Here is an 18479-nt window from a genome sequence, read left to right as displayed (position 1 = left end):
AAGATGGCTTTTAAACAACGTATGTCCAAGTTATTAGCGTTATTTACGTTAAAAACACTGTTTATTGTTATTGGCATTGTTGCCATTGTCGTTTGCGTTTGGTTAGCGGGTCCGTTAATTGCGATTGACGGTGTCACACCACTGGCCAGTGCACAAAATCGCTTTGCTTTTTTAGCGATATTATTACTGCTCTGGATCGTGAGCCTAGTAGTGAAAAAGATCATCGTTAAACGTCAAAATGACAAATTAGCGCGCGAGATGATTAAAGGTCAAGGCAATGAGAATGATGACATAGCTGCTGACCAAGACATTTCTGCTATTGAAGACAAGCTTAAGCAAGCAATTAGTATTTTACGTACCGCAAAATTGAGCAAGGGTAAAAGTATTTATCAGTTGCCTTGGTACGTGCTTATTGGGCCTCCTGGTTCAGGTAAAACCACCGCACTGCAACAGTCTGGTTTGCAGTTTCCGCTGCAGAAAGAAATGGGTGTTAATGCGTTAGCTGGTATAGCGGGTACGCGCCATTGCGATTGGTGGTTTACCGACAAAGCCGTGCTGATTGATACTGCTGGGCGTTATACCACGCAAGACAGCAGAAGTACGACGGATTCAAGGGCATGGTTTGGATTTTTAGGATTATTAAGACGTTACCGCGCCAAGCAACCAATTAACGGTGCGTTAATTTCAATGAGCCTAGCAGATTTATTAACCTGCACACAAACAGAGCGTAACTTACATGCGCGTGCAATTAAGCAACGTATCCAAGAATTACAAAATCAACTTAACATGACATTTCCAATTTATGTCATCTTTACGAAAGCCGATCTTGTGGCCGGGTTTAATGAGTATTTTGCTGAATTGACTGAAGAAGAGCGCGAACAGGCTTGGGGTTTTACCCTGCCGATGGAAAATAGTGAAGATACCCAGGGGGTGGTTTCTCTGTTTAACAAAGAGTTTTATCAGCTTATTGTCAAGATTAACGAAGGCATGTTGCAGCGTTTAAATGGGGAACGAGATCCGAAAGTACGCGCGCTTATTTATGAATTCCCGAAACAGTTACGTATGTTGCAAAGCGCAGCAGATGATTTCTTAAAAGAGATATTTGCGCCCAATGCATTTGAAAAACTACCTCTGCTTCGTGGTGTGTTTATCGCCAGTGGTCATCAAGCCGGTAATCCAATTGATCGCGTCAGCAGTCAAATGGCGAGTGGCTTTGGGTTAAAACCAAGTACCCCTCTAACCGCGAATAATAATGAACCAAAAGGCTTTTTCCTTAAATCGGTATTAAACGATATTATTTTTGCAGAGCAGAATATTGCCAGTATTAATACCGAGCACGCCCGTCAAAATCGTTGGTTACGCCGTACTGCCATTACCTCTATATGTGTTTCTTCTGTGGTGCTCGGCGCTAGCTGGTGGGCGAGTGCAAACTGGAATCAAACGCTTTCGGCACAGATCAGTGAGGATGTGGAAGCATTCAGACAGAATGCCAATGGTGGATTAACAATAACCAGTGATTTAATTACCCTTGGCAATGGCTTAACTATCTTGCGTAATTTACCTACCGGTTATGTCGGTAATTTACCCGAAGGTTGGCCGAATCATCTTGGTTTATACCAAGGCGATCGATTGGCGCAGGCGACGAACGAAGTATATCAGCGTGCTTTACAGCGCTATTTATTGTCGTATGTATCTCGGTCATTGGTGAGTGATATGGCCAACAATAAAACCCATATTGATTATCTATATGAAACCTTGAAGACATACTTAATGTTATTTGAGCGTGATTATTATAATGCTGAGCAGATCAAATCCTGGTTTTCATTCCACCTAGAAAATAATATTCCTGGTGAGGTGAATAAAGAGATGCGTTTAGCGCTTAATGAACATTTAGAAGTATTGTTAAACAACAACGCGATTCAAGCTGAGTACAACGCACTAGCTGTGAGTGATGCTCGAGACATTCTCCTCGCCGTGCCTTTAGCTGACCGCGCGTTCGCCCGTATTGAGCAAAAAGCAAAACAAAATCACTTAGCTGATTTTAAACTGACGAATATGTTACCAAATGAAAGTATTGGCTTATTTTACCGTCATAGCGGTGAACCGATGAATAAACCAATTCCAGCGTTATTCACCTATGAAGGCTTTTATAAGGTGTTCTTAACTGAGCATAAACAGATCATCCAAGTGTTAACCAAAGATAGCTGGGTGTATGGCGATGAAGTTAAAGGCATGGGTGATGATGTTGAAGATCAGGTGATTAAACAGGTTAAAGAGCGCTACTTTAAAGAGTACAGCTATTACTGGCGTGATTTGATTGATGATATCGCCCTGAAAACATTTGATACCGCATCGCAGGGTGCTTATATCACTAAGGTATTGACCAGTCCTGAACAGCCAATACAAAAACTGTTAACGGCGATCCAAGACAATATTGAGTTAACCAAGTTACCGGCTTCCGAAGCTGCTGGTAAAGCGGGCAAGTTAGCAGGCGCCATTGCGGCACAAAAAATGCCAAGTGCGACTAACCGTTTTAAACAATATATGCCAAGAGACGTCAGTATCGATGTGGCATTACCTGGCGAATCGGTTGAAACAGTATTCCCGGAAATTTTGGGACTTGAAGATAGCGATGTATTACAAATTCAGACGCAAATGAAAAAGGTTCATGCATTATTGGCGCAGCTTAATCGCGGCCAAACCAGCGGTGACAAAATCGTTAACCAGCATGTTAATTTAACACAAGCAGGCGAGCCAATTGCCGAGCTAGATAAACTGGTAGAAGATTTACCAAGCCCCTTTGCCGGTATGATCAAAGGTGTCATCGACAGCACCACGAAAATATCATTGCAAAGCGCACGTTATCATCTCAATGATGTGTGGCAGGGCACGGTATATAACGAATACAAAAAACGTATACGTGGTCGTTACCCGTTTAAACGTAGTGCACAAAATGAAGTCAGGATCCGAGATTTCTCCCGTTTCTTTAGCCCACAAGGCACGATGTCTAAGTACTTTGAAACCTACATCAAACCGCATGTACGTATGGGGGCAAATCGCTGGACCTTTAAAAACAACATAGGGTTTAGTAATGAATCGTTAAAAGTGTTCCGTAGTTGGCAGAAGATCAAGAATGACTTTTTTGAATCAGGTAGCAGTACACCTGAGGTTGAGTTTGCGTTGAAAGCAAATTATCTAGACCGCGATATGCAGCAAATTAAAGTGCAAATTGATGATCAAAATTTTGTCTATCGTCATGATCCAATTCGAGTGACTGAGTATCGCTGGCCAAGTTCGGCAAACTTTTCCCAAATGCGGGTGATATTTACACCAGCCAATTACATGCGCACGGTAGAGAAGTCATACGAAGGTGATTGGGCGTGGTTCCGCTTCCTCGATGACATCGTTGCTGACCGACCAAAAACATTAACAGATAATATGCTTGAAATTAAAGTTCAGGGTCATACTGCTAAGATCCAATTGATCGCAGGCAGTGCTTCGAGCCCATTTAAAACGCGTGAATTGGAGGCGTTCTCATGTCCAGCCAAGCTGTAATAGACGAACAATCAATGAATAGTGCCAATATGAACACTAAAACTATCGATATCATCACGGGTTACTGTGGCAAAATTCCAAGCTTGGGGGACTTTGTCAGCCTAGGTTTGGATCCCAGCTTAGAACAATCGTGGAATGAATGGGTGCAGGCTGCGCTAGCGGTAAGTCGTGAAAAGCTGCAAGGACAATGGTTGGATAATTATCTAACCTCGCCAATATGGCACTTTGCGGTGAGTGGTGGGGTGTGTTCAGACCGTAGTTTTGCTGGCACCTTGATCCCGAGTGTTGATAATGTCGGACGTTATTATCCCTTTACCTTGTTCTACCAAGCGGATATTGACCCGCTACAATTTTGGCAGGAACAAGGGTTTTTTCAGCAAAATGAGCAACCGTTATTATCCATATTAGACGATGAGTGTGTGTTGTTAAATTGGTATAAAAAGTTGACGCCGTTGAGTTTAGATGTCACGCCGATCACCCCCTACAAGCAAACATTGTTATCGCCTAATAGCCACCAACCAAACTGGTTGCTGTCAGCCGCTGGCGAGCAAGTCGGTGGGTTCGGCAGCGATCAATTAGGTCTGTTACAGCAAACCTTAAATCAGCAATTTAACCGTTATAGTATTTGGTGGACAGCGGGTTCTGACAAGATCGATCCTTGTACATTGATCTTTTCTGGTATGCCAAGTGCTGCGACGTATGCTGGCATGCTTGATGGCAATTGGACTCGGTCTTAACTGGAGGTAATAAGATGTTAACTGATATCGCGTTAAAATCTTTTGGTCAGAGTCATGTTGGCGCAGTACGAAAAATAAACGAAGACAGTTTATTGGAGTACCCAGAGCAAAATATCTGGGTTGTCGCTGATGGTATGGGTGGGCATGAAGCGGGCGATGTGGCCAGCCAAATGCTTGTTGACACAATTAATACGTATATTAATGAGCATGCTTATCATGGCATTACGATTAACGTGTTGAAGCAATCGATACTGACTGCAAACGAAAAAATAATTGCTTATAGTCATAGCCAACTGGCAGGTAAAACGGCCGGTTCAACGATAGTGTTGTTATGGATTGATGGTCACACCGCTCATTGGTTATGGGCTGGTGATAGCCGTGGTTACCGTTTTTACCATCAGGATTTAAAACAAGTTACGCGTGATCATTCCCATGTGAATGAACTGATTGACCAGGGTGTGCTGAGTGCTGAAGAAGCTGAAAAGCACCCTATGGGTAATGTGATAACACGTGCGATAGGGGTGGTTGAAGATATCGATATCGACCATATTTCCCATCCTGTTGTCGAAGGCGAAATGCTATTGCTGTGCAGCGATGGCTTAACGGGTGAACTATCTGATGCCTGTATCGCGGAGCAGTTACAGCAGAAAAACGTTATAAATGCAGGTTCATCGCTAATGCACGCAGCGTTAGGCAAAGGTGCCAAAGATAATGTGACCTTAATATTAGTGTCGGTATCGAAGCAGAGCCAGGTCGATAGCTTTAAAGATGATGATCTTACCGTACCGTTATTCAGTTAAACGTTTGTCTTTAACCCTATACATGGATGTAGTAAATGTCAGTATTAAACCAGCAAATTATTGAAGATATAGCGCTGCCAATTAACGGCGAATTACCGTGTGGACTCGATCCGCGCTCAGACACCTCGCCGCTGTCACAATATTATCGGTTGAAGGAAGTGCGAACCCGTACCAGAGCGGATGAACGCAGTGCATTAATCGGGATTGATAGCGACGAAACGATGAATGACTTTGTCCGTGAATGGAGTCCAATTAAAGACGAGATCCCACAGATACTCGCGCAGGAAACCAAAGATCTTGAGTATTGCGCCTGGCTCATTGAAGCGTTATGCCGCACCGATGGCTTTGCCGGTTTAACAATCGGCTTTACATTGGCGCATCAACTGATCAGTCAGTTTTGGGACGGTTTATATCCGAGCCCTGATGAAGATGGTTTAGAAACTCGCATTGCACCGTTACTTGGCCTTAATGGTTTTGAAGGGGAAGGGGTGTTGTTAATGCCTATTCTATCTATTCCTTTGGTTGAAACCGGATCTGGTGAAAGGTTTGCAACTTGGCAGATTGAGCAAGCAAGTCAATTAAATAGTCTCAGTGCGGATAAACAAAAAGCCAAAATTGCCAACGGTGCAATCTCATTAAAACAGATTAAAGAAGCGTTAAATGAAGTCAGCGATCATGAGTTGGTTAGTTTAAAAAACGATATTGCTGAGGCCATTATTGCCTTCCGTCTGCTGGCAGACAAAATGGATGAAGTCATGTCGGGTGATGCGCAACCGACATCGAAAATAACTGAGAAGTTACAACATTGCGAAAGCATCTTTACCTTCATTACCTTAGAGCGTTTTAACGTCATAAATGCCGAAGCCGCTGTAGAGGCGTCTGTTGCTGAACAAGTAGCTGAAGACGCCGTTGAACTGGACGGTGCAAGTCATAGTTCAAGTCAGAATTCAGGCCATAGTGCTGGCGCATCAGCACAAGCTAAGTCTGTTAATGGCTATGATTTCATGCAAATGGATCAATCGTTAAATAATCGCCACGAAGCCATTAAAGCCTTACATAAAATTGAACAGTATTTTCGGACCACAGAGCCGCACTCGCCAATTTCATATGCGATTGCGCAAGCGATACGCTGGAGTGAACTTAGCTTACCGGAGTTACTGGCAGAATTAGTCAGCGACCCTAACGCGAGAATCGATTATTTCAAACTCACCGGCATAACCCAAGGTGAAGAGACATAACACTAACAGGCTATCAGTGGTAAATAGAAAAATCAGAAATAAATACAGCCAATTAGAAGTAAATAACGAACAGTAAATATTAATAACCAAATAATGATTATCATTAGATCTTAATTTAAGGAATAGCTATGGAAAGCGTACAATCAAAATTATCACGAGTACGTACCCCACGGGTACATATTACGTATGATGTTGAAACGGGTGGTGCAATTGCCAAAAAGGAATTACCTTTTGTAGTCGGCATCATGGGTGACTTTGCCGGTGAAAACAAAACGTCATTGAAACCACTAAAAGACCGTCGTTTTGTGCAAGTTGATCGAGACAACTTTGATGATGTATTAAAACGTATGAATCCGAAATTAGAATTTAAAGTTGATAACACGCTGACCGATGAAGATGGCCTGGAAATGAGTGTTAACCTTGAATTTAATTCGTTGGCTGACTTTGAACCTGCTGCTGTCGTTAACCAAGTTGAACCATTGCGTAAATTAATGGAAACACGTAATAAGTTAAGAGACTTGATGACCAAAGTAGATCGCTCTGAAGAACTTGAAGATATTCTAGAAAAAGTGTTAAGCAACAGTGCTGATTTAGAACAGTTAGCGAGTGAACTAGACCTTGGGGAGAAAGCATAATGTCTGATATTGCAGCAGCACAAGAACTCGAGTCGACCGAAGGTCAAGTATCGATACTTGACCAAGTCATTGGCGCCACCAAGCAAACTGAAATATCGCGCTCACAAGAACTGATTAAAACGTTAACCGAAGAAGCGTTAAATGGCACGGTTAGCTGGAATAAGAATCTCACCGTTACCTTCAATGAATCGATTGCAGCACTTGATGCAAAAATTTCCAAGCAGTTAGCTAAAATCATGCATCATGACAAATTCCAAAAATTGGAAGGTTCGTGGCGTGGTGTGCATACATTGGTGAGCAGTTCAGATACGGGCGGTTCGTTAAAGTTACGCTTGATCTCAGTCACTAAAAAAGAACTACATAAAGATTTAAGTAAAGCGGTTGAGTTTGATCAAAGCCAGATATTTAAAAAGGTTTATGAAGGTGAGTTTGGTATTGCTGGTGGTGAACCGTTTGGTGCAATTGTTGGTGACTATGAGTTTAGTAATCACCCAGAAGATATCGAAACGCTGTCATTGATGTCGAACGTATCAGCCTCTGGTTTCTGCCCGTTCTTATCCGCATCGGCACCTGAATTATTTGGTTTTGATTCTTGGAATGAAATGGATAAACCCCGTGATCTGAGCAAAGTGTTTGAGTCACTGGAATACACTAAATGGAATTCATTCCGAGAAAGTGCTGATTCACGCTTCGTGACACTGACTATGCCACGTGTTTTGGCGCGTTTACCTTATGGTGAAGCGACATCACCAGTTGAAGAGTTCCGTTATGAAGAGTTTGAATTAGCAGAAAATGGTCAATCGTCAACCGAAGCCGACCATGATGACTATTGCTGGTCAAATGCAGCGTATGCTTTGGCATCTCGCCTTACTGAAGCATTTTCAAAATATGGGTTCTGTACTGCAATTCGTGGTGCTGAAGGCGGTGGTAAAGTAACAGGCTTGCCAACCCATACTTTCATTAGTAACGATGGCGATCCAACGCTTAAATGTCCAACCGAAATCGGTATTACCGACCGTCGTGAAGCGGAGTTAAGCAAACTCGGTTTCTTGCCTATTTGTCACTATAAAGATAAAGACTACGCGGTATTCTTTGGCGCGCAATCTTGCCAAAAAGCCGGTCAATATAACGATCCTGGTGCCCAAGCAAACGCCGCAATCTCAACGCGTTTACCTTATATTATGGCTACGTCACGCTTTGCGCATTACCTTAAGGTGATGGGCCGAGATAAAGTCGGTAGCTTTGCTGAAGCGAAAGACCTTGAAAATTGGTTAAACCGTTGGATCCTTGGTTTTGTTAATGCTTCTGAAGGTGGTGGTCAAGAAATTCGTGCGAAATATCCATTAGCTGATGCGAAAGTCACAGTGGCAGAAATTCCGGGTAAACCAGGTAGTTACAACGCTATCGCCTGGATGCGTCCGTGGTTACAAATGGAAGAATTAAGCACGTCGTTACGTCTTGTGGCTAAAATTCCAGAAGGTAATTAAGATCAATTCTTAGTAAGTTACTAAAGTAGCAGGTATTGAATCTGCTACTTTAATTCAATGCATATTGTTAAGGGAGTAGCATGATGCAGCAAATCATTATCAATCAGTCCGAAACAATAGACGCTAAAACCTCGATGTCTTCTGTAGAGATTAATATCGACAATAATAGCGACAACAATTCCGATAAAAGTAGCGACAATAGTACTGAAAACAGTACCGATAAAAATACCGACAGTAAGAACCAAACTAATAATGCTTTTGTATTGAATGCTGTGGATCTTTTACAGCAGGAATTCTTGCAACATATGGATGTTGAAGATGACCTCAGTATTGAAGAATTATTGGTTTGGCTCGTAGATAACGGCATGCAAACGCAGGGACATTTCAGGCAAGCACTGAATGCTACCTTGACTCGGTTGTTAACAGATCTAGATAAAATACTGAATAGGACGATGAACAACATTATTCATCATAATAAGTTTCAACGGCTTGAAGCAAGTTGGCGCGGTGTGCATTATCTGGTGCAGCAAGAGCAAGCCATTGATCGGGAAGAGTTGATTCAAGTTAGGATGCTAAGTATTTCGTGGCAAGAAATTTCGCGAGACTTTAGTCGCGCCATCGAATTTGATCAGAGTAATCTATACCGCCTTATTTACAGTAATGAATTCGGTCAAGCTGGTGGTCAGCCGTTTGGGTTATTACTCGGTGATTATCAGATCACTAATCGCATACAACCGGGCAATTCATTGTCCGACATTGATATTCTACGTAATATGACGCAAGTCTCTGCAGCGGCTTTCGCGCCCTTTGTTGTCTCTGCTAGTCCGCAGTTTTTTGGGGTTAACAGCTTTGCTGAATTAGGCTTAGGAGTGGATATTGATAAACATTTCGAACAGCTAGAGTATATGCAATGGCGTCGTTTGCGTGAAACTGAAGATGCCCGTTATCTTGGCCTTACCGTGCCGTATATGTTAATGCGCAGTCCTTATTTAGACGATGGCCGTTTTCATCATCAGTTTCGTTTTCGTGAACGTATTGAAAATGCCGAACAAGATAATTTATGGGGCAATATTGGCTATTCGTTTGCAGTGATATTGATGCGATCTTTTGCTAGTTCAAAATGGTTTGCGCAGATCCGCGGGGTTAATCAGGGTGAAATCAGTCGTGGGTTAGTTGACCAATTTCCGCATCACTATTTGGGGGCCGGATCGTCACTGAGTATGAATTGTGACGTGTATAAACGTCGCAACCAAATACCCTTAAATATGTACGTGAGTGAACGGTTAGAAAAACAGTTTTCGGAAGCAGGTTTTATCCCGTTATCGGTGTTACAACACACCGACAAATTGGCCTTTTTTAGTAATTCGTCAGTGCAAAAAGCCGTAAATTATATACATAGCGGTGTGCAAGTGACAACGGATGCAAAAATCGCGCAGGTTAACGCACGACTCGCGACTATGCTGCAATACATTCTTTGTGTGTCACGGTTTGCTCATGCGATTAAAGTTATCGGCCGCGAAAAAGTGGGTAGTTATTTAACCGCGCAGCAGATCCAAGGTGATATTCAAAAATGGCTGCAGGGATATACGGCCGCCGCAGGCAGTGCTTCTGACGAAGTAAGGTCAAAGCGACCACTGAGTGAAGCGCGAGTAGAAGTACACGAAGTGAAAGGCAAAACAGGTCATTTTTATTCAGTCATACACTTAAAACCCCATTTTCAATTAGATCAAATGGTGTCGTCGATCCGCTTAATTACGGAGTTGGCGAGCAGTGATGTTGCCGTATAGCAGGAAAGGAATTCTCTGCAGTTCTGGCGAGTAACATATTCGTTGACCTATTCAACCGATATTAGAAGTTAGGCATTAGACATTAGACATTAGACATTAGACTTTAAAGTTAAAAGCAAATTACATTCGCATGCATAAGGATATGAAGATGCAAGAGATAAAACAGTTAATTGAAGCTGGCAAGCTACAAGACGCAATTAGTTATTGCCAGGCAACATTAAAAAAACAACCGCTAGAAACCGACATCCGCAGTGCTTATATCGAGCTGTTATGTGCCAATGGCGAGTTAGACAAAGCCGATAAACAAATTAACTTGTTGCTGAGTCAAGCGCCTGATACGGCGATTGGTGGTAAAAATGTGCAACAGTTAATCCGTGCACAACAGTCTCGTGTGGATTTTTCACAAGGTGGTGCTACTGCCGAAGTGTTCAGTGACGTTGATGCCGAGCTTAAGGCGATTGTGGCATTGCAGGTTGCGATTAAAGACCAGAATAATGCCGATGTTGTCAGTCACTGTGCCATGTTAGAAAGTGCCCGTTATCAGTCGAGTCCGACCCAACCACGTGATCTTGATGATAGTCTAGCTGGCTATCTGGAAGTACTGGGCACCAACGGTAAATTTTACTTAGTTAAATTTTCAGAAATCAGTGTATTAGAATGGCAAGCGCCGACGTCAATATTAGAACAAGTATGGCGTCGTGTGCATATTGACATTATCAACGGACCAAGTGGCGATGCATTCATTCCATTAACTTACCTTAATAGCCAATCTGATGCCGAAAAACTGGGCCGTGAAACCGATTGGCAAGCAATTAGTCAAGCTGAAGACGAACCGTTCATGTGTCAAGGTGTAGGGCATAAAATGTTATTAATCGGCGAGTCAGCGCAGCAACTTACTTATTTTACGCGTGATCTTAATGCTAACGCAACGGATGTTGATACATCGCCACAAGCAGCGTTAGTTTAATGGCAGTCAATAATAAACAGCTTATCGAAGCATCATTATTAGATAAGCTGATTGATTTAGAACCCAATATTAGTAATGCCCAGGAAAAGCGTACCGGTATAACGGTGCGGGCATTACGCCGAGCAATGAAACGAGACTTAGAAAATTTATTAAATTCAAAGGTCAGGTGGATGAACTGGCCACTTTATTATCGTGAACTGGATAATTCATTGTTTAACTATGGTTTACCTGATTTTTCGGGGGTACCGGTAGGGACATTAGATGGCCGACTGGCACTATGCGCCAAAGTCAAAGACACCATTCTGCGTTTCGAACCGCGTATTATCGAAGTGAATGTTGAACCGGTTGATGTCGATGATGATATTGACCGGTCTTTAAAGTTACGCATTGAAGCGCTGATGCACGCGGACCCACATCCTGAACTGATCAGTTTAGAATCTGAAATTGAACCGGTTTATCTGGGCATATCGGTCTCTGATAATTTGTATTAATTTTCCAATTTGTAATCGCAATGGCGGTATATACGTGTGTATTTATTGTGATTGCCATATCCATAGGCTGTATATATGAGTGATGATTTATTAAGTTATTATAATCGTGAGTTAAGTTACCTAAGACGTATGGGCGCTGACTATGCTAAAAAATATCCTAAAATAGCAGGTCGATTAAAGCTTGATGATGACTCAGTCGAAGATCCACATGTATCACGGTTGCTCGAAGGGGTATCATTATTAACCGCACAAATCAGACAAAAACTCGATGACAGTTTTCCGGAATTAACCGATGCCTTGTTAGGGCAGCTGGCGCCTGATTATCAGGTCACTATCCCGTCTCTGGGTATTTGCCAACTTAATGTCAACGAGATTGTCAGTAATGGTAGCTTATTTGCAAAAGGCAGTCGTGTGGTTACTCATGTGGCGGGGTACAAGGCTTGTGAGTTTACCACCTGTTATGATACCGACGTTAAACCACTGACCATTGAAGATATACGCTTTAAAAATGCCCCTTTCAATGCGCCTGATTCGCCTTGGATCACTAAACCGCATTCGGTATTACAGTTTAGCTTAAAGCATTTTGTGGCGGGTGATAATTTATCCATGGTTAATCCAGATAAATTACGCTTTTACCTTGGCGGGCAGATGCAGCATGCATTTTTACTCTATACCCATTTATTCCAACATCTTATTGGTATTAGCATCAGTGCCAAAGATGATTTTAGTCACAGTAAAACGCTCGAAACGAGGCACCTTTCGACTGTCGGTTTTGACCATGACGAGTCCGTATTACCTTATGGCAAAAAATCATTTGATGGTTATCGTTTGTTAGTCGAGCAATTTGTGTTTCCGCAGAAGTTTTTGTTTGTGGAATTAGTCGATTTATTATCTAAATTGACCCCGGAATACCATGATGAGGTGCAGTTTCATTTCTATTTTTCAGCGCCTTCGTCAGAACTCGAATCAAACATTAATCACGACAGCCTGAAGTTAAACTGCACACCGATAATCAACTGTTTCGAGCAGCAGTTAGAACCCGTAATACTGAGCCCAAGTGTGTATGAATATCGCATAGTGGCAGATAATCGTGATGAGTCATGTTCTGAAGTGGTCGCGATTACGGATGTCGCTTTGTATGACAGCGAGATGGACAAAACCACACTCGGGCCATTTTACAGTCAAAGTCATCCCAGCTATCAAGATGTGAGCCATTTTTGGGTGGCAAGACGTGAACATTCAGATTGGTCGGGTGGTGTTGCTCAAAAAGGTACGGAGTTATTCATCTCGGTTGTTGATCGCGAATTCAATAGTTTTACCGATATAGCCGCAAATGGTAGCAGCCAACGGTTAAGTTTACATGGCCGTTGTTCTAATCGGAATTTACCGGTGCAGTTACCTTATGGTGGTGGCAACCCTGTTTTGCATACGCCAACTGGTGGCCACATGGTACAAAGTGCAACTTGTATGACCCCATTTTCAGCTGCGGTACGCCCTGAACTTGGTAAGGCCACACGTTGGCAATTATTACGCCTGGTGAGTCTTGATCATTTCTCCGGCAACGAGGGGCGCGATAAATTGTGTGATTTATTACACCTGTTTAACTTTGCTGATAATGCCGCCAGTAATACCCAGATCCAACATATTGACGCGTTAACCATCACGCCTGCGACGGCGAAGATACAAATACAAGGTCGAATGGGGGTGTGTTATGGCAGCGATATTAACTTAACCTTAAACCTTGCTGGTTTCCCGGACAATGATTTGTTTTTCTTTGCCACGGTGTTAGATCGTTTCTTTGCTTTGTTTGCTGCGATCAATAGTTTTACCCGTCTTAAGGTCACTTGCCATGGCAGTACGCAGTTATATCATCAATGGCCTGCACGTATTGGCGAGCGAGCCCTATTGTAAATCTAAAAAAGTGGTAAAAATAACAAAGCTGTAAGAATAGGGAAGATGTATGTTAGAAAAAGATTTAATTCAGTTTCCGCATGATTATGATTTTTATCAAGCCGTTTATGCCGTGCAAAACCAAGCAAAACGGGCCGGATTTGAGAATGGAGCCATTGGTCGTGATAATTTCCCCAGCCTTGAAGCGTTACGTTTTTCAGTTGCGCAGCAAGTTGGTTATGCAGGCGCTCCAATTAGCCAAGTGACAGCGGTCGAAGATAGTCATCAGTTAGATTTAGCGGTGACATTTTTAGGGCTCACAGGTGTGAACGGCGCACTGCCATTTCATTATACCGAAGCCATCCTGCAGCGTATGCGACATAAAGATCATGCACTGCGTGATTTTTTTGATATGTTTAATAACCGCATCATTGCCTTGTATTATCGCAGCTGGGAAAAATATCGCTTTGCCATTGGTTATGAACAGAATGCCTGTAAGCCCAGCGATCCCATCAGTGTAGCTCTGAGTAATTTAACCGGCGCGGATGATGATTTAGAACTCTATTTTGCCAGTTATTTCAAACATGCAATTCGTAACGAAGCCAATTTACGCAATATGTTGCAAGAGATCGTGGCTGGCGACGTTGTCATTAAGACATTGCAAGGTCAGTGGATCAACATGGCGGATGATGAAGTCACCCGGTTATGTTCACGGCAACAACCTGAAGGGTCATTCGCCTGCTTAGGGGTTAATAGCATGGTTGGTGGCAAAATGTGGGATCTCAGCAGCAAGATAGATATCGTGCTGAAACCAAGTGATGCGTCGGACTTTGATCAGCTAAAACCTAATTCAGCGAAACGTAAGATAATTGAAAACCTAGTCGCAAACTACCTCGGCCCTGCGGTTAAAAGCAGTTTAAAAGTAGAAGCGGATTATGCGGCAATTGTTAAACCACGCTTAGGTGCTGTCGAAATGCAGCTGGGTTCTGGCGCTATGTTGTTACATGATGAATCGCAGGGGGAGCAGGCCCGTAAGGTGTGTTTATGACCTTACATTTCATACTTTTTTCAACTTTAAGCTATTGATATTTCTGATAAGCTAATTTTATTACGGGATAGCGTACGGCTGTTACCAATAAATTGCTGTATTAAGGATTGATAATGGCAGAACAATACACGGTCGTGCAGGGCGATACCTTACCACGCATTGCAAAAAATCATGGTTTTGCCAATTACAAAGCCATTTATGAGCATGAATCTAATACTGACTTTCGTGCTCAGCGTGATAATCCTAATATCATCTTCCCTGGTGATGTCATCACTATCCCCGATCCAGAACCTGTCTTTAAGGCACTCACTAGCGCAAAAATTAATGTATTTAAAATTAAAAAATATGCGGAGTATTTTTGCGCCGATTTTAAAGATAGTGAAGGTAATTCATGGTCTGGTAAGCGAGTCATCTTATCGCTCGATGGTGTAGAAACTGAATCATTCGTTAATGATGATGGCACCATTGAAATAGAGTTAGAAGAAAATAGTCCAGAAACAGGTACATTAAGTCTGTATTTTGACGACGAATCCCAAGAACCAAGTGAGATATTTGACGTTAGCCTAGGGCATTTAGACCCTGTTGATACCGTAACGGGAATTCAAGCTCGTTGTCGATTACTGGGTTTTGATTGTGGCAATGTTGACGGTAATATTGCTGAAAAGTCAACGGCAGGTATTAAAGGTTTTCAGGCTGAACATGGATTAACTATCGATGGTAACGCCGCGGCAATTACGCAAGCTAAATTAAAAGAAATATATGGCTGTTAAACTATATGGTTGTAAAGCTATTTAACCTATAAAAAATAGGCTGTAGATAAAAAATGGATTTTATATGACTCAGCAAACTCTCGCCGCTCCGGTAGCGAAAAATGACATGAATAAGTTTATCATCGATACCAAAGTTACGCCGATTTATCCGGTACGTTATGCGTATGCTAACTTTTTTGAAGAAGAGTTGAGTGAGGCATCTGAGCCGCCAACACTATCGACATTACTTGATCTTGATGCGTCAGATAACAGTGGGTACATCAAAGAAAGTAAGGGTTACTTAGTTCGATTATTGCGTGAAGGCTGGGTATATATTCGTGAAGAAGATGACGCGGCTAATGGTTATTTTCATATATTTAAATACGAAAAAATAGAGAGTGAAGGTCAAATAGTTGAACAATTCACTAAGTATTTGTTTAAAAATAAAAACAATGCGCAAGATGGATTGGTTCTAGATGACTCAACAAAGGTAAAGTCATACCCGTTTGTGTTTGTGCGTAAAGGTATTAAAGAGATCAGTATTATTTATACCGCACATGAGCTACATCCAAATATTATTGATAATTTGAATAGTAACGTTGATGAACGTAAGTTGGCAATGCAGCGAGTAGATCTATTAGCCGATTCTCATGAACATGCCGTTAAAGCCAATGCAGACAACTTTAAAAAATTAATTGAAGACTACAAATCTAGACAAAATAGGTTTTTACGACTAAAGGAAAGCGATAATCCTGATATAAAAGATCTTAATTTAGATGTTTTAACCACGGAATCATCGTATGAATTAGCTGCTGAACAGATTGCCGCAAAATTACAGCGAAAGATCCCCTATGGTGAAACTGCACGTATTATCGCATTACACGATCCTGTTGGGCGACAAATTGAAATTGCCGAAGCGCATGCAAAATTGTCTATTTGGGAAAAAAACTTCTCTGCGTCGAATATTTATCCATATACAATTGGTAGCATTGTTAATGACTTGAATAAAACGGATGACGCCGATATGCGGGAGATCCTTGGTGAGTCAATTGCTTGGGATAAGCATGAAAAACACTGGGGTGAAATGAATGAGCAATATGATCAGTTTAAACAGAGGCAAGAGCAGTACTCTGCACTATATCTCGATTTTATGTGTGGTTCGGAGCTGACTGTCGGCTCACTTAGCATGTATTTTCAACAGTTCTTTTGGTCAGAACCGCTATCTGCAGATGATACTGAAGCTGAGTTAAACAAATTGTGTAGTGTCGGGGCTGATATGTTTATGGGTATTGTGTCTTCTGCGCCAGGCAAAGCTGCAATGGAATCGATCATTACTGATGCGGCTGATAATAAGAACAATAATGCTTATTCAATAAGCATTGCCGTTATTGTTAAATTGTTGACTACACCTGGAATTAAATGGTCAACTTATACTGTTCAGTCTGTCGATAAACTTTTTGCTGGTTTAGGTTCGTTATGGGGGGAGATGCTCTCTTATTCCGATTATTCCGTTGAGTTATCTAAAAGGAAAATTAATAAATTTAATGCCAAGGCACTTATCTATACCGTAGACGAAGTTGTGCCGCATTTATTGAAAGTGTTTGGTGTAAAAATTGATCGCCATAATAAAGTGCGTATATCCGATGATGCCTTGGCAAAAGCCTTTGCCAAGGCACTTTCAGGTAAATTAAATTCAGCCGCTAAAGCACAGGCTGAAGTCAGTAGTAATGAAAGGGCTAAGTCACGCGGGAATAGACTTTTTGCGACATCTAAAAAGTTAAAAGAGATGTCATCATTTTATTACTCTCTTGCAAATATTTCGGTAGATAAAACCGTTGCTCATCGTTATAAAACAGTTATTGCGGGAGATATAACCGCTGATGCGAGTGTTACTGGTAATCATAAAGGTAAAGCGGTGCTTTTTTTAGATACGGCATTTTCGGGTTTATCAGCCTTTATTAACGTACAAACTCTTTTTGATATAGCAAACGAATCTAAATATGCCAATGCAGACCCCCTAAAACAAGCTGCAATAAATAATTCTGCCATGAGCTTGATAAGTAGTGCATCTTCTTTAGCCGTTGATACTGTGACCCTTGCAAATACAGTTACTCAAAGTGCAGCTATGCTCAGCAAGCATGCTCCACAAATTGCTAATATGTCGAAAGTCATGATCCCCGCATTAACTGCACGTGCAGGAAGTGTTGGAACACTTTTAGCTGGCAAGCTAGTGGGCAGTGCTGTTGCACTTGCAAATTTCACTGCGTCTGTTGCTGCGGTCTATAGTGGTATGCGTGCGTATGAATTAGGCCATACGGAAGAGGCAACTGGTCATTATATTTCTGCTTTCGGTTCTGGTGTGTTATTCGGGCAGGCTGCCGTCGCCGCAGGACTGTACTTAACATCTAGTGGTGCAATTCCTACTCCAGTTACATGGGCAGTTGCTGTAGTGGGTATAGTCGCTATTGGTGCAGGAGTTGCAATAACAATGGTATACGGTAAAACTCGATTGGAGCTATTGTTAGAGAGTTGTTTTTGGGGAACAGGTAATAAGCATTTATTCTTAGATGAAACTCGGGAACGTGATGCTATTGATAAAGTTCTATTAAAAGTAACTGAAATAAATGATGATAAATTAATTCAGACATCCTTCCAAAATGAATTTCAAGAGTTTATGAATTTATTTTACATGCCTAAATTAGAAATTAAACAAACCGATAACGGCAAAGGCGCAGCACGCACTGTTAAATATAAGTTCTCACTGCCGAGTTTTCAGATAGGTCAATCAGACTTACGGTTTGACTTCTTCAGTACCGATTGGTTGGACTATGTTGTGGATAATAAATTAAATAGTGATTTTCAGACAACTTTTGAGGCTTATTTAGCTAATGTGGGTGGTGGTATTTATAACAAAGGTAACTTGGAATTCGAAATAACCATGCTGGTTCCGAATAGCAGTCACCTTAAATGGTCTTACGAATGGCAACCCAATATTACCGTGCCAACTCGATTTTTAACTGAAGATGGGCTCATAAAAGGTAAAACCTCAGATTATGGTATGCGTAATGACGACGTTATTTAAGGATAAATAATAT

The 18479-nt window shown here is 41.8% G+C and carries 13 protein-coding genes; all 13 read left to right on the top strand.

What is annotated here, in order from left to right:
• Positions 1-3: 3 nt before the first annotated feature.
• The 13 genes from tssM to PE36_RS16780 all read left to right on the top strand — a co-directional run bounded on the left by tssM (position 4) and on the right by PE36_RS16780 (position 18466).
• Positions 4-3555 carry a type VI secretion system membrane subunit TssM gene (gene tssM / locus PE36_RS16840; protein WP_006033263.1) on the top strand — a complete coding sequence of 1184 codons (3552 nt, stop codon included), beginning with the start codon at positions 4-6 and terminating at the stop codon, positions 3553-3555.
• The gene (gene tagF, locus PE36_RS16835) at positions 3537-4292 is read left to right on the top strand and encodes a type VI secretion system-associated protein TagF (RefSeq protein WP_006033262.1); all 756 of its coding nucleotides are present in this window, start codon (positions 3537-3539) and stop codon (positions 4290-4292) included. The genes tssM and tagF overlap by 19 nt, the downstream gene beginning before the upstream one ends.
• Positions 4293-4306: 14 nt before the next feature.
• Positions 4307-5092 (top strand): PP2C family serine/threonine-protein phosphatase, encoded by a 786-nt coding sequence (locus PE36_RS16830; RefSeq protein ID WP_006033261.1) that lies wholly within the window; start codon positions 4307-4309, stop codon positions 5090-5092.
• Between the two features lie 35 nt (positions 5093-5127).
• Positions 5128-6330, top strand: a complete 1203-nt coding sequence (gene tssA / locus PE36_RS16825; RefSeq protein ID WP_006033260.1) for a type VI secretion system protein TssA — start codon at positions 5128-5130, stop codon at positions 6328-6330.
• Positions 6331-6458: 128 nt separating this feature from the next.
• A complete protein-coding gene (gene tssB, locus PE36_RS16820) occupies positions 6459-6965 on the top strand; it encodes a type VI secretion system contractile sheath small subunit (RefSeq protein ID WP_006033259.1) in 507 nt (168 codons plus the stop codon).
• The gene (tssC, locus tag PE36_RS16815; protein WP_006033258.1) at positions 6965-8452 is read left to right on the top strand and encodes a type VI secretion system contractile sheath large subunit; all 1488 of its coding nucleotides are present in this window, start codon (positions 6965-6967) and stop codon (positions 8450-8452) included. Before tssB ends, tssC (PE36_RS16815) begins: the two co-directional genes overlap by 1 nt.
• A gap of 80 nt (positions 8453-8532) precedes the next feature.
• Complete coding sequence (gene tssC, locus PE36_RS16810; RefSeq protein ID WP_006033257.1) at positions 8533-10239, top strand: type VI secretion system contractile sheath large subunit; 1707 nt, start codon at positions 8533-8535, stop codon at positions 10237-10239.
• Between the two features lie 148 nt (positions 10240-10387).
• Positions 10388-11206 carry a type VI secretion system accessory protein TagJ gene (locus PE36_RS16805; RefSeq protein WP_043994678.1) on the top strand — a complete coding sequence of 273 codons (819 nt, stop codon included), beginning with the start codon at positions 10388-10390 and terminating at the stop codon, positions 11204-11206.
• Positions 11206-11697 carry a type VI secretion system baseplate subunit TssE gene (gene tssE, locus PE36_RS16800; protein ID WP_006033255.1) on the top strand — a complete coding sequence of 164 codons (492 nt, stop codon included), beginning with the start codon at positions 11206-11208 and terminating at the stop codon, positions 11695-11697. Before PE36_RS16805 ends, tssE begins: the two co-directional genes overlap by 1 nt.
• A gap of 75 nt (positions 11698-11772) precedes the next feature.
• Positions 11773-13608 carry a type VI secretion system baseplate subunit TssF gene (gene tssF, locus PE36_RS16795; protein WP_006033254.1) on the top strand — a complete coding sequence of 612 codons (1836 nt, stop codon included), beginning with the start codon at positions 11773-11775 and terminating at the stop codon, positions 13606-13608.
• Positions 13609-13657: 49 nt separating this feature from the next.
• The gene (gene tssG / locus PE36_RS16790) at positions 13658-14635 is read left to right on the top strand and encodes a type VI secretion system baseplate subunit TssG (protein WP_006033253.1); all 978 of its coding nucleotides are present in this window, start codon (positions 13658-13660) and stop codon (positions 14633-14635) included.
• Between the two features lie 113 nt (positions 14636-14748).
• Positions 14749-15405, top strand: a complete 657-nt coding sequence (locus PE36_RS16785; protein ID WP_006033252.1) for a peptidoglycan-binding domain-containing protein — start codon at positions 14749-14751, stop codon at positions 15403-15405.
• Between the two features lie 64 nt (positions 15406-15469).
• Positions 15470-18466 (top strand): toxin VasX, encoded by a 2997-nt coding sequence (locus tag PE36_RS16780; protein WP_006033251.1) that lies wholly within the window; start codon positions 15470-15472, stop codon positions 18464-18466.
• Positions 18467-18479: the final 13 nt, after the last annotated feature.

It is taken from the genome of Moritella sp. PE36, assembly GCF_000170855.1.
GTDB lineage: Bacteria > Pseudomonadota > Gammaproteobacteria > Enterobacterales > Moritellaceae > Moritella.
This window is presented reverse-complemented; position numbering and strand designations above follow the sequence as displayed.